At 64.5% G+C, this 20,217-nt stretch carries 22 protein-coding genes; 13 read left to right on the top strand and 9 right to left on the bottom strand.

Annotated elements, in window-relative coordinates; translation table 11 throughout:
* Window positions 1-10 precede the first annotated feature (10 nt).
* From NLM15_RS28195 to glyA, 4 genes are read left to right on the top strand one after another with little or no spacing between them, the layout of a single operon-like run.
* Window positions 11-1,204 (top strand): ABC transporter permease subunit, encoded by a 1,194-nt coding sequence (locus tag NLM15_RS28195; protein WP_254120843.1) that lies wholly within the window; start codon window positions 11-13, stop codon window positions 1,202-1,204.
* On the top strand, window positions 1,201-2,334 hold the full coding sequence (locus NLM15_RS28190; protein WP_254120842.1) for an amino acid ABC transporter permease: 1,134 nt from the start codon (window positions 1,201-1,203) through the stop codon (window positions 2,332-2,334). Before NLM15_RS28195 ends, NLM15_RS28190 begins: the two co-directional genes overlap by 4 nt.
* Window positions 2,331-3,125, top strand: coding sequence for an amino acid ABC transporter ATP-binding protein (locus NLM15_RS28185; RefSeq protein WP_256565505.1), 795 nt, complete (start codon window positions 2,331-2,333; stop codon window positions 3,123-3,125). The genes NLM15_RS28190 and NLM15_RS28185 overlap by 4 nt, the downstream gene beginning before the upstream one ends.
* Window positions 3,126-3,185: 60 nt before the next feature.
* Window positions 3,186-4,487 carry a serine hydroxymethyltransferase gene (gene glyA / locus NLM15_RS28180; RefSeq protein WP_254120840.1) on the top strand — a complete coding sequence of 434 codons (1,302 nt, stop codon included), beginning with the start codon at window positions 3,186-3,188 and terminating at the stop codon, window positions 4,485-4,487.
* A gap of 247 nt (window positions 4,488-4,734) precedes the next feature.
* On the opposite strand, the gene NLM15_RS28175 is transcribed toward glyA, so the two are convergent.
* On the bottom strand, window positions 4,735-5,442 hold the full coding sequence (locus NLM15_RS28175; protein WP_254120838.1) for a hypothetical protein: 708 nt from the start codon (window positions 5,440-5,442) through the stop codon (window positions 4,735-4,737).
* 219 nt (window positions 5,443-5,661) lie between these two features.
* On the opposite strand from NLM15_RS28175, the gene NLM15_RS28170 reads away from it, so the two are divergent.
* Window positions 5,662-5,991, top strand: a complete 330-nt coding sequence (locus NLM15_RS28170) for a DUF6949 family protein (RefSeq protein ID WP_254120836.1) — start codon at window positions 5,662-5,664, stop codon at window positions 5,989-5,991.
* Between the two features lie 87 nt (window positions 5,992-6,078).
* The gene (locus NLM15_RS28165; protein WP_027560089.1) at window positions 6,079-6,609 is read left to right on the top strand and encodes a gamma carbonic anhydrase family protein; all 531 of its coding nucleotides are present in this window, start codon (window positions 6,079-6,081) and stop codon (window positions 6,607-6,609) included.
* A gap of 78 nt (window positions 6,610-6,687) precedes the next feature.
* Here NLM15_RS28165 and NLM15_RS28160 read toward each other — a convergent pair whose 3' ends face one another.
* The gene (locus NLM15_RS28160; RefSeq protein WP_254120834.1) at window positions 6,688-6,852 is read right to left on the bottom strand and encodes a hypothetical protein; all 165 of its coding nucleotides are present in this window, start codon (window positions 6,850-6,852) and stop codon (window positions 6,688-6,690) included.
* A gap of 157 nt (window positions 6,853-7,009) precedes the next feature.
* On the opposite strand from NLM15_RS28160, the gene NLM15_RS28155 reads away from it, so the two are divergent.
* On the top strand, window positions 7,010-7,330 hold the full coding sequence (locus NLM15_RS28155; protein WP_254120832.1) for a hypothetical protein: 321 nt from the start codon (window positions 7,010-7,012) through the stop codon (window positions 7,328-7,330).
* A gap of 104 nt (window positions 7,331-7,434) precedes the next feature.
* Window positions 7,435-7,797, top strand: a complete 363-nt coding sequence (locus NLM15_RS28150) for a hypothetical protein (protein ID WP_254120830.1) — start codon at window positions 7,435-7,437, stop codon at window positions 7,795-7,797.
* A 236-nt stretch (window positions 7,798-8,033) separates the two neighbouring features.
* On the opposite strand, the gene NLM15_RS28145 is transcribed toward NLM15_RS28150, so the two are convergent.
* From NLM15_RS28145 to NLM15_RS28120, 6 genes are all read right to left on the bottom strand, one after another.
* Window positions 8,034-8,528 (bottom strand): hypothetical protein, encoded by a 495-nt coding sequence (locus NLM15_RS28145; RefSeq protein ID WP_254120828.1) that lies wholly within the window; start codon window positions 8,526-8,528, stop codon window positions 8,034-8,036.
* Between the two features lie 177 nt (window positions 8,529-8,705).
* Entirely contained in the window at window positions 8,706-9,437 is a 732-nt protein-coding gene (locus NLM15_RS28140) for an aspartate/glutamate racemase family protein (RefSeq protein WP_254120826.1), read from the bottom strand.
* 4 nt (window positions 9,438-9,441) lie between these two features.
* Entirely contained in the window at window positions 9,442-10,320 is an 879-nt protein-coding gene (locus tag NLM15_RS28135; RefSeq protein WP_254120811.1) for an ABC transporter permease, read from the bottom strand.
* A gap of 3 nt (window positions 10,321-10,323) precedes the next feature.
* Entirely contained in the window at window positions 10,324-11,283 is a 960-nt protein-coding gene (locus tag NLM15_RS28130) for an ABC transporter permease (protein ID WP_254120809.1), read from the bottom strand.
* A gap of 4 nt (window positions 11,284-11,287) precedes the next feature.
* Window positions 11,288-12,574 (bottom strand): PotD/PotF family extracellular solute-binding protein, encoded by a 1,287-nt coding sequence (locus tag NLM15_RS28125; protein ID WP_254120807.1) that lies wholly within the window; start codon window positions 12,572-12,574, stop codon window positions 11,288-11,290.
* 42 nt (window positions 12,575-12,616) lie between these two features.
* The gene (locus NLM15_RS28120; protein WP_254120805.1) at window positions 12,617-13,603 is read right to left on the bottom strand and encodes an ABC transporter ATP-binding protein; all 987 of its coding nucleotides are present in this window, start codon (window positions 13,601-13,603) and stop codon (window positions 12,617-12,619) included.
* Between the two features lie 254 nt (window positions 13,604-13,857).
* Between NLM15_RS28120 and NLM15_RS28115 the strand changes: the two genes are divergently transcribed.
* Window positions 13,858-14,565: a GntR family transcriptional regulator gene (locus NLM15_RS28115; protein WP_254120804.1), complete on the top strand. Its 708-nt coding sequence runs from the start codon at window positions 13,858-13,860 to the stop codon at window positions 14,563-14,565.
* 18 nt (window positions 14,566-14,583) lie between these two features.
* Here NLM15_RS28115 and NLM15_RS28110 read toward each other — a convergent pair whose 3' ends face one another.
* On the bottom strand, window positions 14,584-14,793 hold the full coding sequence (locus tag NLM15_RS28110; RefSeq protein WP_254120802.1) for a hypothetical protein: 210 nt from the start codon (window positions 14,791-14,793) through the stop codon (window positions 14,584-14,586).
* A 371-nt stretch (window positions 14,794-15,164) separates the two neighbouring features.
* Here NLM15_RS28110 and glsA point away from each other — a divergent pair, with 371 nt between their 5' ends.
* The 4 genes from glsA to NLM15_RS28090 all read left to right on the top strand — a co-directional run bounded on the left by glsA (window position 15,165) and on the right by NLM15_RS28090 (window position 19,880).
* Entirely contained in the window at window positions 15,165-16,160 is a 996-nt protein-coding gene (gene glsA / locus NLM15_RS28105) for a glutaminase A (protein WP_254120800.1), read from the top strand.
* Between the two features lie 66 nt (window positions 16,161-16,226).
* A complete protein-coding gene (locus tag NLM15_RS28100; protein ID WP_254120797.1) occupies window positions 16,227-17,867 on the top strand; it encodes an MFS transporter in 1,641 nt (546 codons plus the stop codon).
* A gap of 72 nt (window positions 17,868-17,939) precedes the next feature.
* Window positions 17,940-18,503: an HdeD family acid-resistance protein gene (locus tag NLM15_RS28095; RefSeq protein WP_254120795.1), complete on the top strand. Its 564-nt coding sequence runs from the start codon at window positions 17,940-17,942 to the stop codon at window positions 18,501-18,503.
* Between the two features lie 39 nt (window positions 18,504-18,542).
* On the top strand, window positions 18,543-19,880 hold the full coding sequence (locus tag NLM15_RS28090; RefSeq protein WP_254120793.1) for an amidohydrolase family protein: 1,338 nt from the start codon (window positions 18,543-18,545) through the stop codon (window positions 19,878-19,880).
* The last annotated feature ends 337 nt before the right edge of the window (window positions 19,881-20,217 follow it).

The following is a 20,217-nucleotide window of genomic DNA, read 5'->3' as shown; positions in this document are numbered from 1 at the left end:
AGAGGGCGTCGTGAGCACAGAGATCGCCGAATATCACAGCATCCCGCCGGCGCGTCGCGGCCTGTTGATCGCGTCGAGATGGCTGTTGCAGGCAGCGATCGTCATCGCGGTGGTGGGGATCGTCATCTGGCTCGGCCTCGCTGTCCGTGAGGCACTCGCGCGCAAGGGCATCCAGTTCTCGTTCGGCTATGTCGGCAATGTCGCGAATTTCAGTCTCAGTGAAGGCCTCGTCCCTTCATTTGACGGCAATTGGCTGGTGCTGGAGCCTTTCTCGCCCTCCAACAGCAATCTCCAGGCGCTGTTCGCCGGGCTGTGGAACTCGCTGAAGGTCGCGCTCTCGGCGATCGTCCTCTGTACCATGTTCGGCACGCTGGTCGGCATCGGCCGGCTTTCGACCAACTGGCTGGTGCGCAATCTCTGCTTTGGACTGGTTGAAGCCATCCGCAACACGCCGCTGCTGATCCAGATCGTGTTCTGGTATTTTGCGGTGGTCCTGCGGTTTCCTCCCGCCAACGCTGCGTCGAACTGGTTCGGCGGCCTGCTTGCCAGTCGTTCGGGTGTGTTCTTTCCCGGCCTTGCGATCTCCGAGCGCGCCGGCGTTGTGTCCTGGGGATTGCTCGCCACGGCCTTCGCCCTGGTCGTCGCCTGCGTGGTTCTGCGCGGACTGCGCCTCCGGTTGATCCTCCTGGCGGCAGCGGTCGCAGCCCTGATCGCAACCGCCTTTGTCGGCTTCCCCCTCGGCCTCGACCTGCCGGTCGCAACCCGCTTCGGCGCGCGCGGAGGCTTTGCCATTTCACCGGAAATGACGGCGCTCCTCATCGCGATCGTCGTCAACAGCTCCGCTTATGTCGCCGAGATCGTCCGCGGCGCGATCGAGGCCTTGCCCAAGGGGCAATGGGAGGCGTCTGCATCGCTCGGATTGTCGCGTTCCCACACGCTGCGCGACATCATCCTTCCGCAGGTCTTCCGGATCGTCCTGCCGTCTCTCGCCAACCGATACATCAGCCTGACCAAGGACACCTCGCTCGGGATCGCGATCGGCTTTCCTGATCTGTTCAACGTCTACGGTACCGTCTCGAACCAGACCGGACGCAATCTCGAGGGCGTCGTGATCGTGATGCTGACCTACCTCGCGCTGAGCTGGATCATCAGCGCCTGCGTGAACGGCATCAACGCGCGCGTCAACGGACGGAGGGCGCGATGACCACGATGGCGCTGCGGTGGGTCCACCGCAATCTCTTCGCCAAGCCGTTCGACGCAGCGCTTTCGCTTGTCGTCATCCCGATGCTGGTCTGGGCGGTCTATGCCTTTGCGCACTGGGCGCTGATCGAGGCGCATTGGCAAGTCGTCGGCGGCAGCTTCAAGGTGTTGATGACCGGCATCTATCCCGCCGACCAGTTGTGGCGGGCATGGTTCTCCGTCGCGACGCTGTGCGCGATGTTCGGCGCCGGCCTCGGCCTTTCGGTCCGCCCGGGGCGAGCCGCGTTGACGGTCGTCGCATCGGTCGTGACGTTGACCGGCGTCATGCTTGCGGTCGCGATCAACGTGCAGTCGGGCGTCCTTGCCGCCGGCAGCGCTGCGCTCGGCGTTGCCGTTTGGGTCGGAGCCTATCACTCGGCTGTGGGCCAGCGCATCGTCCTGTCCGGCCTCCTCGCGGGCGTGGTGGCCATCTTCGTCGTGCTTTCGCCGCCGGGTTTCGAGGTCTGGGGTGGTCTGCTGCTCAGCGTCGTCTTGACGATCGCGGTCTCGATCCTGACCCTGCCATTCGGCATCCTGCTCGCGCTCGGCCGGCAAAGCCGCATCACCAGTCTGCGCCTGATTTCAACCGCCTATATCGAGACGATGCGGTCGGTGCCGTTGATCCTCGTCGTCTACTGGATCTGGATCATCGTGCCGCTGCTGGCACCGGACACGTCCGTGCCGGGCCTGCTGCGCGGCATGGCCGGTTATGCGCTCTTCTTCGCGGCCTATGTCGCCGAATATGTTCGCAGCGGACTTCAGGCGGTCCCGAAGGGGCAGATCGAGGCGGCGCGTTCGCTGGCAATGAGCAGCTGGACGCTCAATGTCGACATCGTCCTGCCGCAGGCGCTGCGGGTTGTCGTTCCCTCGCTGGTCGGCCAGATCCTCGACATCTTCAACGGTGCGACACTGGTCTTCATCATCGGCCTGACCGATTTCCTGCGCGCCGGACAGATGATCCTGGCCGATCCGCAAAACAGCGGCCGGACCTACGAGATCTACGTCTTCCTGTTCGCCGTCTATCTCGCCATCGGCGGGGCGATCACCTACGCCTCGCGCCGCCTCGAAGCCCATCTCGCAAGGGGATCACGATGAACGCCATCCAGATTCCGGCGGCCGAGCTGTCGCGCGACGCGATCGTCAGCATCGGCCGTCTCAACAAGTCCTTTGGCGCGTTCCATGTCCTGAAGGATGTCGATCTCGACGTCGGGCGCGGCGAAGTCGTCGTCATCATCGGTGCGAGCGGCTCGGGGAAGTCGACCTTGATCCGCTGTGTCAACGGTCTGGAGACGTACCAGAGCGGGCGCCTGACTGTGGACGGCTTCAACATGCCGACGGAGGCCGATCTCGCGATCGGCGGCGAGAAGGAATTGGCCAGGATCCGCAAGGGCGTCGGCATGGTGTTCCAGCAGTTCAATCTCTTTCCGCACATGAGCGCGATCGACAATGTCGCCATTGCGCCGATCCGCGTGCGCGGTCGCAAGCCTGACGAGGCGAGGGCGAATGCGCTGCGCCTGCTCGAGCGGGTGGGCTTGCGCGACCACGCCCACAAGCTTCCCTCCCAGCTCTCCGGCGGTCAGCAGCAGCGCGTCGCCATCGCCCGGTCGCTGGCGATGGAGCCGCACATCATGCTGTTCGACGAGCCGACCTCGGCGCTCGATCCCGAGATGGTCGGCGAGGTGCTCGACGTCATGCGCGGACTCGCGCGCGAAGGCATGACGATGATGATCGTGACCCACGAGATGGGCTTCGCTCGCGAGGTCGCCGACCGCGTCGTCTACATCGATCACGGACGCATCCTGGAGATCGGCACGCCGGCGGAGATCTTCGACCGGCCGACGCACGAACGAACCCGAACCTTTCTCTCGCGCGTGCTGCGTCACTGACGAAGCCGCCGCCTCGTACAACGATTTCAGAATTCCGATCACCTAGAAAGAGGATGACACATGTCACTTTCGTCGGGCACTGCCCAAGCTCATTCGACCGACGTCAACTGGCACGGCTTTTTCGGCGCCGATGCCCGTCAGGTCGGCGCTGACGTCGTCGCGCTGATCGACCAGGACCGCAAGAGGGAGGCGCTGTCCCTCAACATGATCGCTTCCGCCTCCTATGCGCCGCTCGGCCTGCGGCAGATCGAGGGGACTCATCTCGTCAACCGTGCGCCGATGGGGCTGCCCGGCCGTCGCAGCGTCGCCAATTGCGAGGAACTCGACGCCATCGAGAACCTTGCGATCGATCGGGCGAAGGCGATCTTCGGCGCCGAATACGTCAACGTGCAGGCGCTGTCCTCGACCATTGCCAATGTCGCGGTCTTGCGCGCGATCCTGCCGGCCGAGGGCGCCCGGCTGCTCACCTTCGACGAGCTCGCCGGCGGCCATGTCAGCCACGGCGCCATGCGCCATATCACGGGCGCAGACCGCGAGGTCGTCTCCTTCGGTGTGACCCGTACCGGTGCGGTCGACCTAGACCAGGCCCGCGACCTCGCCCGCAAGACGAGGCCGCATGTCTTGCTCGCCGGCCCGTCCTCGTATCCGCGCGAGATCGACTTCGCGGGATTGAAGGCCATCGCCGACGAGGTTGGTGCGCTGTTCTTCACCGATATCGCCCATGTCGCGGGGCTGATCGCGGCCGGCCTCCATGCCAACCCCGTTCCGTTCTCCGATGTCTCCACGAGCTCGACGCAGAAGACATTGTGCGGACCGCGCAACGGCGCCTTTGTCTTCGCCAAAGAGCGCTTCGGCGCCGCCATCGACGCCGCCGTCTATCCCGGCCTGCAAGGCCCGGCAGCCTCCAACATGATCGCGGCGCGGGCCGTGCAGATGGAGATGATCACTCGCCCGGCTTTTGCGCAGCTCATGCGTGACGTCGTTGCGAATGCAAAGGCGTTCGCTGTGGGCCTGGAGGAAGGCAGCATCGAGCTTTACACCGGCGGCACGGACTCGCACATGATCATGGCTTACGCCGGCGAGAGCTGGACCCAGCCCGAATTGGTTGCGGGGCTCGGTGCTTACGGGGTCATCGGCAACGCCATGCGTGCGCCCGGGCAAGCCGGCGAACCACGTACCGCGTTCCGGTTCGGCAGCGTCGCATTGACGATCCGTGGCTTCGACATAGCCGAGGCGAGGACACTCGGCCGCGAGGTTGCGGAGATCTTGCGCGCCGGCCCAAGCGCTGCCGTCGATCCCGCGCGGCTTCGCAGGCTGAAGGATCTGGCCAACGCCCATCCCATTCCGTCCTTCGTCGATTGATCCCGCGCGCGGGAGCCGACGGACTTCAGGATCGCCCGATGCTAGTCGGTGGCCGCATCGTTCAAGTCGATCGCCCCATCATGACACCATACCCCTGTTTTGCCCGACGGGTCAAATTGACTTCGAAAAATACGAAGTCATGACAGGCGCTTGGCTACTGTGCATGGGGTTGTTTTCGATGTTTTTTGTCGAGAGGCTGCGGCCCGTCCCCGCAAGCCGCTCTCGCGGCGGGGCGGAGAGGCGCCGCTCAGCCCTTTGGCCCGCGCAGCTGCGCCGTCAGGCGGTCCATCGCGTCCGCCGCATCGCGCCACTGCGACAGCCAGCTCCGCGGAAAGCGGAAGGTGAGATCGGCGCCACCGACGCGGCGTTCGGAGAGGCACATGCCGGGCGTCGCCGCATCGCGCGTGCAGCGCGCGCTCAGCGCGGGGTTTGCTGCGGAATAGAAGTCCTCGCTGCCATAGGGCGTATCGCTGCGGAACATCCGCATCGTCAGTCCGTCCTGCGGCATGGTCGCGGCCTGATCGAGATAGCGCGGATAGATCGTGGCCGTTCGCTGCTCGGGCGCGAGCGCATCGCGATGCGCCGCGATTGACAGGAAGATGCGGTCGATCGGCTGCATCGCCTCTTCGACGGTGTCGGCGGTGACGTGTTTGGGCGCGCCCGGCGGCTCCAGGGACGGATAGAGGAAGTCGAGATCGATGCGCTCCTGCGGCCCGGAGTGCCGCTGGATCTTCATCCGGATCGCCGACGTCGGCACGTTGAACAGCGTGCCGCCGACGCTCACCGGCAGCCTGTCCGGAGCGTTCGCGCCGCCCGAGCCCCAGGTCGGCCACAGCAGGTAGGCGACGAGCGCGACTGCGGCCAGCGCAGCAACGCCGCCGAGCACGATCGGGACGACATGCGCCCATGCGCGGGTCCTGCGGGACCGGGGGGAGACTGCTGAAAACATCGTCATGAGCTTGAGTCGAGCCGGGACGTCGGCCGGTGGCCGACGAATCAGGCGCGAATATGCCACGTGGCGGCGAATTCGCGCAGCGGTCCCGGCTGCCGGGATGAGGGAGGGCCCTGCGCGGACCGGCTGGCGATGTTAACCTTCCCTTAAGGATAATGTAGCGTTAACCGGCACTCTTTGTCACAGGAAGGCTCCGGCGTTGCGTAAGGGCGGACCGTTCCGATGACACCTGAGGCTTTCAATTCTCTCTTCTCGATCTGCATCGGATTCGCGCTCGCGGGCGCGCTCGTGAGCGGATACCAGGCGGTCGCGCAGCGCCCCGCCGGCTTCGGCTTGTTGCAGGACGGTGTGGCGCCGAGGACGTTTGCGGCGGTGCCGTTCCTGGTGTTCGCGGCGCCCTTCATCATCATGCGCAACACCCTGCGCGGCATGCGGCTGGAGAGCCGCCGCTTCGAATTCGTGATGATGGCGACCGTCATCGCCGGCTTCTGGAGCATGATGAGCGGCACCTTCTTCCTGATGACGCTGCGCGCGACCGGCGTCCTGGGCTGACGCTCTGCAGGGCTGCGTGGCGCGGCGGGCCTTTGCCTCCGCGCCGCCGTTTCGCTATGGCTGGGGTTGACGCGACAGGAGAACCCCATGGCGATCTACGAGCTCGACGGACAGGCACCCGATCTTCCCGCCGATGGGAACTACTTCATCGCCGAGACCGCGACCGTGATCGGCCGCGTGCGCCTGAAGCCGGGCGCGAGCGTCTGGTTCGGCGCCGTGCTGCGCGGCGACAATGAATGGATCGAGATCGGCGAGGGCGCCAATGTGCAGGACGGCTCGACCTGCCACACCGACCTCGGCTTTCCCATGGTCATCGGCAGGAACTGCACCGTCGGCCACAACGTCATCCTGCACGGCTGCACGATCGAGGAGGGCGCGCTGATCGGGATGGGATCGATCGTGATGAACGGCGCGAAGATCGGCCGCAACAGCATCGTCGGCGCGGGCTCCGTCATCACCGAGGGCAAGGAATTTCCCGAACGCTCGCTGATCATCGGCTCGCCCGCGCGTGTGATCCGCACGCTCGATGATGCCCAGGTGCAGAAGATGGGGAGCGCGGCGAGGTTCTACGTGGCCAACGGCCCGCGTTTCAAGAAAGGCCTGAAGCGGATCGGCTGAGGATAGCTGTAGGCCGCCTCCGGTCCGCGCACCATTGAGCCGGCGGCCTGCGAGATCGCCATGAACCCGCGCGGCGCGTCAGCTTCCCTCGGATTCGCGAGCTTCGCTTGCGCCCGCGACCTTCTCGTGGCCTGCCGACCACAGCGCATGCTCGTCGCTGCCGTCCGAGTAGGGGTTGGCTTCGGCCGGGATGTTTTCGCGCGCGGCGCGTTCGCCCTCTGCAAAAGGATCGCGATCGGTCATCGTGATTTGGCCTTTCTGGCTTTGGAACGCGCAGCCGGCTTGGCAGGGTCCTTGTTGGCGCTGATCGCGCCTGCATCCTCGCTTTCAAGCTGATGTGACGGGTTTTGTTCCGGAACGGCTCCTGGCCGGGACCGTTGACAGCCAAAGGAGCATTCCGATGGCCACATCGCCTGCGACCATTTCAATGAAGACGTTGATGGTGATCCTCAGTCTCGCGGCGATGCCGGCCGTGTCGTTCGCGCAAGCGACCGGCGGCGCAACCGGCTCCAGCGGATCGAGCGGATCGACCGGAGGCGTCGCCAACGCTCCCGCTCCGCCACCCGGCACCAACAGCCTGGGGACGGCCCAATCATCCGGCGCGAACACCGGCTCCGGAGTCACCACCGGCACCGGCACAGGTGAGGCGGCTGATGCCGCCGTCAACACCGAGAACCGGTTGCTCGACAAGAAGATGAAGAGCATCTGCCGCGGCTGCTGATGGCTCGCGCGGAAGTGAGACAGTGAGGCTGTCAGGAAAGCGCGGGTGACGTTAGCTTGGTCCTGCTTTGAAGCGTGGAACGTCTCCACGCGGAGGATCGAGTGATGTTACGCAAGATGATGATGGCGGCCGTGGCCGTTGCGGCGGTGGCGCTGTCGGCACCGCAGGCGGCCCAGGCGAGGGGCGGTTTTGGACATGGCGGAGGCGGCTGGGGCCATGGCGGCGGCTGGGGTCATGGCGGCCACTGGCGGGGCGGCGGCTTTTGGCCGGGCGTCGCGATCGGAGCGGGCCTCGCCGGCGCCGGCTACTACGGCGGCTATTACGGCTACGGTTACCCCTATTACGGCAATCCCTATTACTATGGTACCGGCTACGACGATGGCGGTTATGGTGGATGCTATGTCGCGCGGAAGCGCGTCATGACGCCGTCGGGCTGGCGTGTCCGCCGCGTGGATGTCTGCGAATAACGTCCACAACGCCCGATCAGGCTGCTAGGCCAGACCTACCAAGCCAGACCTGCCAAAACCTGGACCCACTAAAAGAACAAGGCCGTTGACGCAGTATACCGTCAACGACCTTGCCAGCCCCGGACATTGAAATCGGCTCACGCCATCCGGTACCGGAGAGCATGAAGCGGAATCATACGGGGGAATGTGATCCAGTTCACAAGTCAGAAAATTTAAAGGCGCCGGCGGTGACCCGGTTAGCCGCGCGAGCGCTTTCGGGCGCTGGCGTGGACACGGTGCCGCGCCGGTTTCCTGCGGGTAACCGAGGGCGTCTCGGCTTCCGTGGCCCGGGCGCTGGCAAAGGACTGCCGCAGATTGTCGACGGACTCGTTCAGTGTCGTGACCTGCTCGGACAGGCGCTTGGTGTCGGCTTGCTGCGCCGCCATCAGTCGCTTCATGGTCTGGAGCTGGTCCTGCACGAGCTGGAGCTGGTCGATCGATTCCTGCTGAGTCGCCTCCAGCCCCTTGGTCTTCTCGACGAGTTGCTCGGACGCCTGAGCCGTGCGGGCCTGGAGCTGCCGCGATGCCACGACCCGGTCGGTCTCGGGAGCTGAGCCGGTATAGGCGCGCCAGATCGCGATCGAGGTCACGCCGGCGACCAGCAAAAGAAGGGCAGCGGCGGTCAGCGCGATAGGCTGGGCGCCCAAGCGAAGGAGGGGATTGGACGGCGTGTCCCGTGCGAGATCGATCATCGCTGACAAAACCCAAATTGAAACTTGGTGCGTGGCGAAGACCGGCTACCTATGGGCGGCCGGGGGTCCCGAAAACGTTAGATTTCGGCAAGGAATGGGACCAAAAAGAGGCTAAGGGCAAAAAATCCAGCAATCAGCTGGCCTTGAGGCCTCCAGAAGGCCCCAAAGAGGACGTGATCAGGGCTGAAACGGCGAAAACGGCCCGGAATAGGTCTTCGCGCGCGGCGCCGCGTAGGGCCCGAGTCGGGACGTCTTCAGCCCCAGCCGCACGGTTGATTCTGCCAGCGTGACCGCTGCGGCGACGCCGTCGACCACGGGCAGGCCGTGTGTGGCGGAAAGCTCGGCGGCGAGGTCAGCCATGCCGGCGCAGCCGAGCACGATGGCCTCGGCACGGTCGTCGCGGATTGCGGCCGTGATCTCGGCGGAGATCTTGTTGAGCGCATCAGTGTTGCGCTCCTCGAGCGCGAGCACCGGCACCTCGGCGGCGCGGACGCGGGCGCAGCGCTCGGCGAGACCGTATTTCCGCAAATTATGTTCGATCGGCACGATGGAGACACCGAGCGTCGTGACCACGGCAAAGCGCGCCGCGATCAGACTCGCCATGTGGAAGCCGGCTTCGCCGATGCCGATCACCGGCGCTTTCGCAGCGGCGCGCGCGGCATCCAGGCCGGTGTCGTCGAAGCAGGCGATGATGTGCGCGTCAGCGCCGTCGCGGTCGGCGTCGCGGATGCAGCCGAGCATACCGGGGACGGCGAAGGCCTCGTCGTAAAATCCCTCGATCGAGACCGGGCCCATGCTGGGCTGACGTGCATCGATCACGGTGTCGGGGAGCGCAACCGCTCGCGCGGCGGCAGCGATCTTCGCCGTCATCGACGCGGTTGTGTTGGGATTGACGACGTGAAGTCGCATCGGATCAGACGAGTCCTTGGCCGGCGTCCGAGCCCTTGGCCGCCTGCCGCTTGTTGAGCACGTGGATGGTGCCGAGCGCAAGCGTGATCACCGTGAACGAGACCGCCGAGATCACGGTGCCGAGCGCATAGATGTCGGGGTTCGTCACGGTGGTGGTGAGGCCCTGGAGATCGAGCGGCAATGTATTCACCGCCCCGATCGCCTGGCTGGAGCGGGCAAGCTCGTCCCAGGACAGCGTGAAGCCGAACAGGCCGATGCCGATGACCGAGGGCAGGATGATCGGCAGCACGACATGGCGGAAAGCCTGCCACGGCGTCGCGCCGAGATCGCGCGCGGCTTCCTCGAGCCTGGGATCGAAGCGGTTGAAGATCGCGAACATGATGAGCAGGCCGAACGGCAGCGTCCAGGTGAGGTGTGCACCCAAGCCTGACGTGAGCAGGCCCATCGAGGTCTCGAAGTTCTCGTTCCAATGCGCCTTGATCAGGTCGTCGATGATGCGGAATTCAAGCGAGATGCCGAGCGAGGTGATGATCGAGGGCACGATCAGGCTCGCGATCGCCGAATAGAACAGGATGCCCTGCGCCGTGAACTTGCGGCGGAAGGCCATGCCGGCGGCGACCGACAGCACGACGGTGACGATCATCACGATGATGCCGAGCAGCAGCGAGCGGCGGAAGGCCGCGCCAAGATCGACGATGCCGGTGCCCTGGAACAGTTTTGCGATCCAGAAGGTCGACACGCCGTTCATCGGGAAGGTGAGGCCGCCCTGCGGCCCCTGGAACGACAGCACGTAGATCGCGATCATCGGGCCATAGAGGAACAGTACATAGGCCGCGAAGAAGGTCGCGAGCACGTAGAACGAGCGCGGGCGTCCTTCCTTCATGCTCTAGAGCTCCTTCTTGATGTCGACGATGCGCGACATCATGGTGATGATCAGGAAGGTGATCGCGAGCAGGATCACGGCGTTGGCCGCTGCCGCGGGGAATTGCAGCGCGTTCACCCGCGTCTCGATGATCTTGCCGGCAGCGGCGATCTGCTGGCCGCCCATCACGCCGATGGTGATGAAGTCGCCCATCACGATGGTGATGACGAAGATCGAGCCGATCACGATGCCCGGCTTGGCGAGCGGAATGATGACATTGACCAGCGTCTGGAAACCGGTGGCGCCGGCGTCATAGGCCGCCTCGATCAGCGCCTTGTCGATGCGTATCATCGAGTTGAAGATCGGCACCACCATGAAGAAGGTGAAGAGGTGGACCAGCGCCAGCACCACGGAGAATTCGGAGAACAGCAGCCATTCGATCGGGTGGTTGATCAGCCCCGCTTTGACGAGGCCGGAGTTCACCAATCCGTTGCGGCCGAGGAGGGGAATCCACGCGATCATGCGGATCACGTTGGAGGTCCAGAACGGGATCGTGCAGAGCAGCGACAGCCCCATCTGCCAGGTCTTGGACTTGACGTGGAAGGCCAGGAAGTAGGCGACCCAGAAGCCGATGAAGAGCGTGATGACCCAGACCAGGAAGCACAGCTTCAGCGTCTTCAGATAGGTCTTGGCGATGGTGCAGAGCTCGGGGAGCTGCGCGATGCAGCCTTCGAACGTGTCGGTGTAGCCACGGCCGGAGAAGGCCGGCAGCAACTGGTATTCATTGTAGTCCCAGAACGAGACGATGACGACGAACACCAGCGGGATCAGGAAGAAGGCGAGAAACACCAGCATCATCGGCCCGGCCTGAAGCCAGGAGATGAAAGAGGGCGACAGGCGCGTCACTTTCGCGGCGCGCGCTGTGCCCGACCCCGGGATCAAGCCCGGGGACGCCTGTTGCAGGATGTCCTCTGACGTGTCCATCAAATTACGCCGCGATGAACTCGTTCCACTTGCGGACCATGTAGTCGTTCTCGTCCATCACGGCGTTCCAGCAGGCGACACCGCCCATGCGGTCCTCGTAGGAGCCGCCGTCGCGCACCGCACCGGCCTTCTCGAGCAGCGAGCCGTCGGGCGCCTTGATGTCCTTCTCGGCCGGCTTGCCTTCCATCCAGTACGCCCACTCGTACGGCTCCATGTGCGCCTTCGCGGTGGAGAGCACGGCGGAGTAGTAGCCCTGGCGGTTGAGATAGGCGCCCGCATAGCCGGACAGGAACCAGTTGACGAACTCGTAGGCCCATTCGAGCTTGGCACCCGAGACGCCCTTGGAGACGCAGAAGCCCGAGGCCCAGGAGCGATAGCCTTCCTTCAGCGGCTGGAAGGTGCAGGGGATGCCCATCGAGCGCACCTTCGTCACCGCCGGCGACCACATCGACTGGATCACAGTCTCACCTGAAGCCATCAGGTTGACGCTCTCGTTGAAGTCCTTCCAGAAGGCGCGGAACTGACCGGCCTTCTTGGCTTCGGTCATCACCTTCATGGTGAGATCGATCTCTTCCTTGGTCATGTTGCCCTTGTCGGCATATTTGTACTTGCCGGTGGCTTCCACGACCATGGCGGCATCCATGATGCCGATCGAGGGGATGTTGAGGATCGAGGCCTTGCCCTTGAACTCAGGATTGAGCAGCTCGGACCACGAGCTGATCGGCCGCTTGATCAGGTCGGGGCGGATGCCGAGCGTGTCGGCGTTGTAGACGGTCGGGATCAGCGTGACGAATTCGGTCGCCGAGGTCGCGAACTTCTTGGAATCCTTGCCTTCGAGGTAGAGCACCTTCCAGGGTGCCGTGCCCTGGCCGCCGATCTTCTTGCCGCCGGGCGTCTCACCCTTGGTGAAGACCGGCGTGATGTTGTCGAATTCCTTGATCTTCCTGGCGTCGAGGGCAAGGATGTTGCCCGACGGCACGATCTTCTTCAGCGAGAAATATTCGGTGTCCAGCACGTCGAAGGAGTTGGGCTGGGTCATCACGCGCTTGGTCACGTCGTCGGTGGTCGCGGTGATGTATTCGATCTTGATGCCGGTGTCCTTCAGGCACTGCTTGGAGATGTCGTCGCCCTCGTTCACCGCGGTGCCGAGATAGCGCAGCACCTTGGTCTCTGCCGACTTCACATAGGGAAAGCCGGTGATGGCGCCGGAGCCGGCGGCGAGGCCCGCGATACCAGCGCTGCCCTTGAGCAGGGTGCGGCGGCTGAGGCCCTTCTTGGTCGTCTCGGTCATATCAGTCACTCCTCTGTTGCGCATTCCACTGATCGATCGGCGCTATTGCAGACGTTGCGCCTTGGCGGGATCCCAGGTGGCCAGCACGCGATCGCCCGGACGGAACGGGTGGACGTCGAAGGCGGCCTCGGGAAGGTGGGAGAACAGGGCGGTGCCGTCGTCGAGCGTGAGCGAGACGGCGATGTAGGAGCCCTGGTACTCGGTCTGGGTCAGCAGCGCCGGCGCGCCGAACGCGCCCTCGGCGAACGGTACGATGCCGAGCTGATCGGCGCGCACGGCGATGCGGTTTCCGGCGTCGGTGAGGACGTTGTGGCCGCCGATGAAGCGCGCCACGAATTCGGTGCGGGGGTGGTGGAAGATGTCGCGCGCGGTGCCTTGCTGCTCGATCCTGCCCTGGTTCATCACCACGATGTGGTCGGCGAGCGCCATCGCTTCTTCCTGGCCGTGGGTGACCTGGATGAAGCTGATGCCGAGCTCGCGCTGAAGCCGCTTCAACTCGCCGCGCATCTTCACCCGCAGGAACGGATCGAGCGCGGAGAGCGGCTCGTCGAGCAGCAGGATCTGCGGCTCGGTGATCAGTGCGCGAGCCAGCGCCACGCGCTGCTGCTGGCCGCCCGAGAGCTGCGCCGGGAGACGGCCCGCATAGGGTGTCATCGCCACCAGCTCCAGCAATTCGCCGGCGCGCTTGTGCCTGATGGCCCGGTCGACGCCGCGCATCTTGAGGGCAAACGCCACGTTGTCGAGCACGGTCAGATGCGGAAACAGCGCGTAGGACTGGAACATCATCGCCGTGCCGCGCTTGGCGGGTTCGAGCTCGGTCACGTTCTGCGCACCGAGGATGATGTCGCCTTCGCTGACCGCCTCGTGGCCCGCGATCATCCGCAGGGTCGAGGTCTTGCCGCAGCCGGAGGGGCCGAGCAGGCAGCAATAGGTGCCGGCCGGGATCTTCAGGTTGACGTTATCGACCGCCAGCGTCGTGTCGTAGCGCTTGCTGACGGCGACCAGTTCGATAGCGGCGGGAGTGGCCATGGCGTGTCCGAGGGAGGGGCGATGCTCCCGTCTCTCCGCAAGGTCCGTGCCAACCGCCCTTGGCCGGCAAAATTCCCAAACTGTGCAGCGGTGTCAGATTGTTAGAGCGAATCCGGCGCATTCTGGACGCTCGCCGCGTTCGCGGTCATATGCACACAAAATGTGCGCAGATTGTATAAAGTTTCGTCTGTGATTGGATACAGCTCCTCGACTAACATTCCAAGCCGAACGTCGCCGATCGAGCCCTCGCACCCATGGCCGCCAAGTCCCGTCCGAAATCCGATGCGCCAGATGCGAGCGATCGCGTCAGCCGTATCAGGGAGGGCGTGACCGCCGCGATCCTCGAGCATCGCCTGCTGCCCGGCACGAAGCTCGGCGAGGACGAGATCGGCGAGATCTACGGCGCCAGCCGCACCCTGGTCCGCACGGCGCTCCAGCAGCTTGCGCATGAAGGCATCGTCAACATCGAGAAGAACCGCGGCGCCTTCGTCGCGCGTCCGACGCCCGCCGACGCCCGCGAGGTGTTCGAGGCGCGCCGCCTGATCGAGCCAACCATCGTCGATCGCGCCATCGATGCGGTGTCGCCGGCGTGGCTCGGCCGTCTCGGCCAGCATCTCTCCGAGGAGCGCGAGGCGGAGCTGCGCGGCGACGCGCGGGCCTCGGTCCGGCTCTCGGGCGAGTTTCATCGTCTCGTCGCCGAGATGAGCGGTCACAGCATCTATCTCGGTTTCCTGAAGGAGCTGATCGCACGCTCCTCGCTCATCATCCTGCTCTATCGCCGTCACGACACGCCGGCCTGCGGCACCGACCACCACGCCGGCATCGTCGCCGCGATCCGCAAGCGCGACAGAGAAGCCGCGCGCGCGCAGATGCTGTCGCATCTGAACGAGATCGAGGCCGAGCTGTTCCTGAAGGATCCCGCCGCCGACGAGTTGCGGCTCGCCGACGTGCTCGGTGCGTGAGCGAGACGCGCGTGCCGGTCAGGCCAGCGGCGGTCCCTGGTTTCGCCTGACGATCTTCAGCACCAGCAGAACGGCGCCGAGCGCAAGAAACAGCACGCCCAAAATCGTCGTGCCGGTGGATTCGTATGTCACGCCGACGGCGGTCAGCAGGCATCCGAAGATGATTGCAAGGAGCCCGCCGAGCTTCTTGGTCAGCAGAATGTGTCCGTCACTCGTCTGTGCCACCATGTTGCGCCTCGTTCACTTGTGTCAGTCTGCTTCGATGCTGCCACGCGCCCCATGCTCCCGTGTCGCAGAACGGCCGAGATCGTACTCTTGTTGAGAGTCGTTGCAATCTGTCGTTGACGTTAGCTTCGAAGCGATGTCCGCCTTTTGATTTGAGTTCGATGCAAGCGGGACAGCAACACTTACGTGATTGCTGAAAATTCCTGACGATTTGTCGCAGCCCTCCGAACTCTCCTGAAGTCGTATGGCTGGGCTGCAGAATCTCCCTATGGTTGCAAATTGACTCCGCCTGGGCGCCAGCATCAACTGACGCGCAAGCGTCGAGTTCTAGAACGGAGCCGACATGCGTTGAATCCGTTCTGCGGAGTGGTGCCATGGCGCGACCTCTGGCTGACGAACGAGAGACGGCTTACGTCTCGACCGGCCACTTGCCCGGCCCGGAGACCGTGCAGTCGCTGGTGAACGAAGCGCAGCGACGGTTTCAATCAAATCGCGACGGAAGCAACTCGCAGGTCTATCCCGCGCTCGCGCGTGTGCCGAGCGAGCTGTTCGGCGTCTGTGTCGTCGCAACCAGCGGGCAGGTCTATGGCGCCGGCGAGGTCGACTACGAATTCTCCATCATGAGCGTGTCAAAACCGTTCCTGTTCGCACTGGTTTGCGAGACCATCGGGCCGGAGGAGGCACGCGCAAAGCTCGGCGCGAACGCCACCGGGCTCCCGTTCAACTCGCTCGCCGCGATCGAGCAGGGCAGCGGCCGTACTAATCCGATGGTGAATGCCGGTGCGATCGCCACGACCAGCCTCGCGCCGGGCGCCACCGCCGCGGACAGATGGGCATTTATCCATGACGGGCTGTCGCGCTTTGCCGGCCGCAAGCTGCCGCTCAACGAAGAGGTCTACGCATCGGCCTCGGAGACCAATTTTCGCAATCGCAGCATCGCGCGGCTGCTGGAGAGCTACGACCGCATCTATTGCGATGCAAAGGAGGCGACCGATCTCTACACGCGGCAATGCTCGCTCAATGTGAGCGCCCGCGATCTCGCCGTGATGGGTGCGACGCTGGCCGACGGCGGCGTCAATCCGGTGACGAAGCAGCGCGTGGTCGATGCGTCGGTTTGCCACTACGCGCTCGCCGTCATGATCACGGCCGGCCTCTACGAGACTTCGGGCGACTGGCTCTACGACATCGGGCTGCCCGGGAAGAGCGGGATCGGCGGCGGCATCGTCGCGGTGTCGCCGGGCAAGGGCGGCTTCGGCACCTTCGCGCCGCCGCTCGATGCCGCCGGCAACAGCGTGCGGGGGCAGCTTGCCGCAAAGTTCCTGTCGCAGCGGCTGGGGATGGATCTGTTCGTGTCGCAACCGGAGCAATGAATGCCCGAGAGGTCGGTGGGCCGGGCGGCCTAGCCGATCGCAACACCGATCAAGCCGGAGGACGTCATGGTCACGCAAACAATGTCGATCGGCGGTATTCACCAGGAGGAGCGCGCGTCATGGGTTCCCATGATCGCAATCGCACTCGGCCAGATGATCATGTCATTCAATGTGGCCTCCTTGCCGGTGGCGATGGGCGGCATGGTTGCGAGCTTCGGCGTGGCGCCGACCACGGTCGCGACCGGAATTGTCGCTTACTCGATGCTGGTCGCGGGCTTCGTGATGCTCGGCGCCAAGCTCGCCCAGCGTTTTGGCGCGTTGCAGGTGTTCCGCGGCGCCGTGGTGCTGTTCTTCGTGTCGCAGCTCATGATGACGTTCAGCCCCTCGGCCACGGTCATGATTTCGGCGCAGGCACTCTGCGGCGCTGCCGGCGCGGTGATCGTGCCATCGCTCGTGGCGCTGATCGCCGAGAACTATGCCGGCCGGCAGCAGGCGACCGCACTGGGCGCGCTCGGTTCGGCACGCGCAGCCGCGGGCGTTTTGGCCTTCGTCATCGGCGGCGTGCTGGGAACCTACATCGGCTGGCGGCCGGCCTTCGGCGTCCTGATCGCGGCCTCCGCCATCGTTTTCCTGATGAGCTTCCGCCTCAAGCCCGACCGCGGCCGGCCGGATGTGGAGATCGACCTGGTTGGCGTCGTGCTCGCAGCGAGTGCGATCATCCTCATCAGTTTCGGCTTCAACAATCTCAATGGATGGGGTCTGGCGGTTGCGACGGCGAACGCGCCGTTCGATCTGCTCGGTCTTTCACCCGCGCCGGTCATGATCGTGCTCGGCGTGGTGCTGGGTCAGGCGTTCCTGATGTGGACGCACCGGCGCCAGGCCGCAGGCAAGACGCCGCTCCTGGCACTCGCGGTGATCGACTCGCCTGAGGAACGCTGCGCGGTCTATGCGCTGTTCGCGGTGGTCGCGCTCGAAGCTGCCTTGAACTTCACCGTGCCTCTCTACATCCAGATCGTGCAGGGACGGACGCCGCTTGCGACTGCGATTGCAATGATGCCGTTCAACCTCACGGTCTTCTTCTCGGCAATGCTGATCGTCAATGTCTACGAGCGGCTGACACCGCGCCAGATCGGCCGCTACGGCTTCGCGTTCTGCACAGTCGGCTTGGTCTGGCTTGCTTTCGTCGTGCGTAACGACTGGAGCGAGGTTCCCGTGCTGTTCGGGCTCGTCCTGTTCGGGATCGGCCAGGGTTCGCTGGTGACACTGCTGTTCAACGTCCTGGTGACGTCGTCGCCGAAGACGCTCGCCGGCGACGTCGGCTCCTTGCGCGGCACGACGCAGAACCTGGCCTCGGCGGTCGGAACCGCGGTGGCGGGCGCGCTCATGGTCGGCCTGCTCAGCACCATCGCGCTCGGCAAGATCACGGCGAGCCCTGTGCTGACGCCGGAGCTTCAGGCCCAGGTCGATCTCGACAACATCACCTTCGTCAGCAACGACCGACTGCGCAGCGTGCTGGAAGGCACCAGCGGATCGCCGCAGCAGGTCGCGGAGGCCGTGCGGGTCAACACCGAGGCGCGGCTGCGCGCGCTCAAGATCGGGCTGCTCATCATGGCGGGTCTCGCGCTGATCGCGATCATCCCGGCGGGACGGCTTCCCGGCTATCTGCCGGGTGAGATTCCCAGCGATGAGCCAGCTGCGAAAACCTGAATTGAAGAAAAGGGCGCGGACTTCGTGAAGGAGAGCTGCGGCTGGCGCTGGAGATAAAATGAGGAGGATATCATGACGACTTACGACCATAGTTCGCCGATGGGCGCGACCGGCCTGCCGCAACCGCGGCGCTGGGTGTGCGTGCTGCTGGGCCTGTTCATGGTGTTCGCGGGACTGATGGTGCTGGGCGACATCGCGCTCTTCACGGTGGTCAGCGCGTTGTTCATCGGCTGGATGGCGATCGCCGCGGGCGCCTTCGAGATCTTCCACGCGTTCTGGACCAAAGGCTGGGGCGGCTTGGTCTGGCAGATCATACTCGGCGCCCTCTACATCGCCTTCGGCATCATTCTCGTCAGCCAGCCGCTGACCGGCGCCCTCCTGCTCACCTATGTGCTGGGCATCGCGCTGCTGGTCTCCGGTGTCGTGCGTATGCTGATCGGCATCGGCCGCTGGCAGCAGGGCGGCGGCATCATGGTCGCGTCCGGCCTGTTCGGCGTTGTAGCGGGTCTCATCATCCTCACGGGCTTTCCGATGACGGGACTCTGGGTGCTGGGATTGCTGCTTGGCATCGACCTTCTGTCCCACGGCATCGGGTGGCTGACCTTCGCCTGGCTACCTGTGGCCAAACCGGCATAAGTGCAGCGGAGACTGAACATGTCGAGTTGGGGGACTCCAATGGCGCTCGTGCGAGCCGCCACGTTGCTTGGTATCGCCGGAGCGGTCTTCGGTCTCTTTTCACCGGCATTGGCGCAGCAGGACTCTGCTGTGCTGTTCCGCAACATCAGGATATTCGACGGCAAGACCGCGTCGCTCTCCGCGCCGTCCAGCGTTCTTGTCCGGAACAAGATCATCGAGAAGATCTCGGCTGGCGACATGACCGCCACCGCGCAAGTGATCGACGGCGGTGGCCGCGTGCTGATGCCGGGGCTGATCGACGCGCATTGGCACGCGATGCTGGTGCGCCCCACACCGATGGCTGCGCTCGCAGGCGATGTCGGCTACAACAATCTGCTCGCGGCGGCCGAGGCGACTGCGACGCTGATGCGCGGCTTCACCACCGTGCGCGACATGGGCGGACCTTCCTTCGGGTTGAAGCAGGCCATTGACGAGGATCTCGTCGCCGGTCCCCGCATTTATCCCTCCGGCGCGATGATCACGATCACCAGCGGCCATGGCGACTTCCGTCAGCTCTCTGATCTGCCGCGCACGATCGGGGGAATGCTCAGCCGCATGGAGCAGATCGGCGGCAGCATGGTCGCCGACAGTCCGGACGAAGTCCGGGTTCGCGCGCGCGAGCAATTGATGCGCGGCGCTTCGCAGGTCAAGCTCACGGCGGGCGGCGGCGTCGCTTCGCCGTTCAGTCCGCTCGATGTCTCCACCTTCACCGAGCCCGAGTTGCGCGCGGCGGTCGAAGCCGCCGACAATTGGGGCACCTATGTCGCGACCCACGCCTACACGCCGGTCGCGATCCAGCGCTCGGTCGCAGCCGGCGTCAGATGTATCGAGCATGGCCATCTCATGGACGAGGCGAGCGCCCGGCTGATGGCGGAGAAGGGGATCTGGCTCAGCACGCAACCATTTCTTGATCTCGCCGGAGCTGCTGCGCTCGGCCCCGCAGAGCAGGACAAGATGCGGCAGGTGGTTGCCGGCACCGACCGGGTCTATGGGCTGGCGAAAAAGTACGGCATCAAGACCGCGTTCGGCACCGACGTCCTGTTCTCGAAGGCGCTGGCGGACAAGCAGGGCTCAATGCTGGCCGCGCTGACGCGCTGGTACACGCCGGCCGAAGCGCTGGCCATGGCGACATCGACGAATGCCGAACTGCTGAACCTCTCCGGCCTGCGCAATCCCTATCCCGGCAAGCTCGGCGTGGTAGCGGAGGGCGCGCTCGCCGATCTCCTTCTGGTCGACGGCAATCCGCTCGACAACATCAAGCTGGTCGAGGATCCCGCTAAAAATTTTCTGGTGATCATGAAGGACGGCAAGGTCTACAAGAACACTCTCGCGCACTGACGCACCGGCGCCATCCCTGGATCGCTTCTAGTCCCGTTCGCCCGCAACTGGATTTTTGCGCCGTGAACCGGACTCGGCCTCTGGAACCGCAGCCGGCTGCGCAGGGTTCGTCACGATGCGGCTTGTCACAATTTCGGGGCTGTCATCGTCCGCGTGACTTCTAAGCGTCTCCAAAACCAGAAAGAATTTTTCGGCTAGCATGAGTCAAGCTCGCTGACGCGTTCATCTCGGTTTCGAACAATGCGAGATTCGCTATCAATTCGATCACTTACTGTACGTCGCGGCAATTTAATTCGTGACGCCAAGCGAATTATGACAGTCCTCTTCGATGTCCGGC

Source organism: Bradyrhizobium sp. CCGB20 (assembly GCF_024199855.1).
Classification (GTDB): Bacteria; Pseudomonadota; Alphaproteobacteria; order Rhizobiales; family Xanthobacteraceae; genus Bradyrhizobium.
Note: the sequence above shows the minus strand (reverse complement) of the source record. Positions and strands in the feature narration are given on the sequence as shown.

Excerpts from the sequence above, each read along its gene's own strand:
- NLM15_RS28190 (WP_254120842.1), top strand. The coding sequence starts at position 1,201 with ATGACCACGATGGCGCTGCGGTGGGTCCACCGCAATCTCTTCGCCAAG.
- NLM15_RS28185 (WP_256565505.1), top strand. The coding sequence starts at position 2,331 with ATGAACGCCATCCAGATTCCGGCGGCCGAGCTGTCGCGCGACGCGATC.
- glyA (WP_254120840.1), top strand. The coding sequence starts at position 3,186 with ATGTCACTTTCGTCGGGCACTGCCCAAGCTCATTCGACCGACGTCAAC.
- NLM15_RS28175 (WP_254120838.1), bottom strand. The coding sequence starts at position 5,442 with ATGACGATGTTTTCAGCAGTCTCCCCCCGGTCCCGCAGGACCCGCGCA.
- NLM15_RS28170 (WP_254120836.1), top strand. The coding sequence starts at position 5,662 with ATGACACCTGAGGCTTTCAATTCTCTCTTCTCGATCTGCATCGGATTC.
- NLM15_RS28165 (WP_027560089.1), top strand. The coding sequence starts at position 6,079 with ATGGCGATCTACGAGCTCGACGGACAGGCACCCGATCTTCCCGCCGAT.
- NLM15_RS28160 (WP_254120834.1), bottom strand. The coding sequence starts at position 6,852 with ATGACCGATCGCGATCCTTTTGCAGAGGGCGAACGCGCCGCGCGCGAA.
- NLM15_RS28155 (WP_254120832.1), top strand. The coding sequence starts at position 7,010 with ATGGCCACATCGCCTGCGACCATTTCAATGAAGACGTTGATGGTGATC.
- NLM15_RS28150 (WP_254120830.1), top strand. The coding sequence starts at position 7,435 with ATGTTACGCAAGATGATGATGGCGGCCGTGGCCGTTGCGGCGGTGGCG.
- NLM15_RS28145 (WP_254120828.1), bottom strand. The coding sequence starts at position 8,528 with ATGATCGATCTCGCACGGGACACGCCGTCCAATCCCCTCCTTCGCTTG.
- NLM15_RS28140 (WP_254120826.1), bottom strand. The coding sequence starts at position 9,437 with ATGCGACTTCACGTCGTCAATCCCAACACAACCGCGTCGATGACGGCG.
- NLM15_RS28135 (WP_254120811.1), bottom strand. The coding sequence starts at position 10,320 with ATGAAGGAAGGACGCCCGCGCTCGTTCTACGTGCTCGCGACCTTCTTC.
- NLM15_RS28130 (WP_254120809.1), bottom strand. The coding sequence starts at position 11,283 with ATGGACACGTCAGAGGACATCCTGCAACAGGCGTCCCCGGGCTTGATC.
- NLM15_RS28125 (WP_254120807.1), bottom strand. The coding sequence starts at position 12,574 with ATGACCGAGACGACCAAGAAGGGCCTCAGCCGCCGCACCCTGCTCAAG.
- NLM15_RS28120 (WP_254120805.1), bottom strand. The coding sequence starts at position 13,603 with ATGGCCACTCCCGCCGCTATCGAACTGGTCGCCGTCAGCAAGCGCTAC.
- NLM15_RS28115 (WP_254120804.1), top strand. The coding sequence starts at position 13,858 with ATGGCCGCCAAGTCCCGTCCGAAATCCGATGCGCCAGATGCGAGCGAT.
- NLM15_RS28110 (WP_254120802.1), bottom strand. The coding sequence starts at position 14,793 with ATGGTGGCACAGACGAGTGACGGACACATTCTGCTGACCAAGAAGCTC.
- glsA (WP_254120800.1), top strand. The coding sequence starts at position 15,165 with ATGGCGCGACCTCTGGCTGACGAACGAGAGACGGCTTACGTCTCGACC.
- NLM15_RS28100 (WP_254120797.1), top strand. The coding sequence starts at position 16,227 with ATGGTCACGCAAACAATGTCGATCGGCGGTATTCACCAGGAGGAGCGC.
- NLM15_RS28095 (WP_254120795.1), top strand. The coding sequence starts at position 17,940 with ATGACGACTTACGACCATAGTTCGCCGATGGGCGCGACCGGCCTGCCG.
- NLM15_RS28090 (WP_254120793.1), top strand. The coding sequence starts at position 18,543 with ATGGCGCTCGTGCGAGCCGCCACGTTGCTTGGTATCGCCGGAGCGGTC.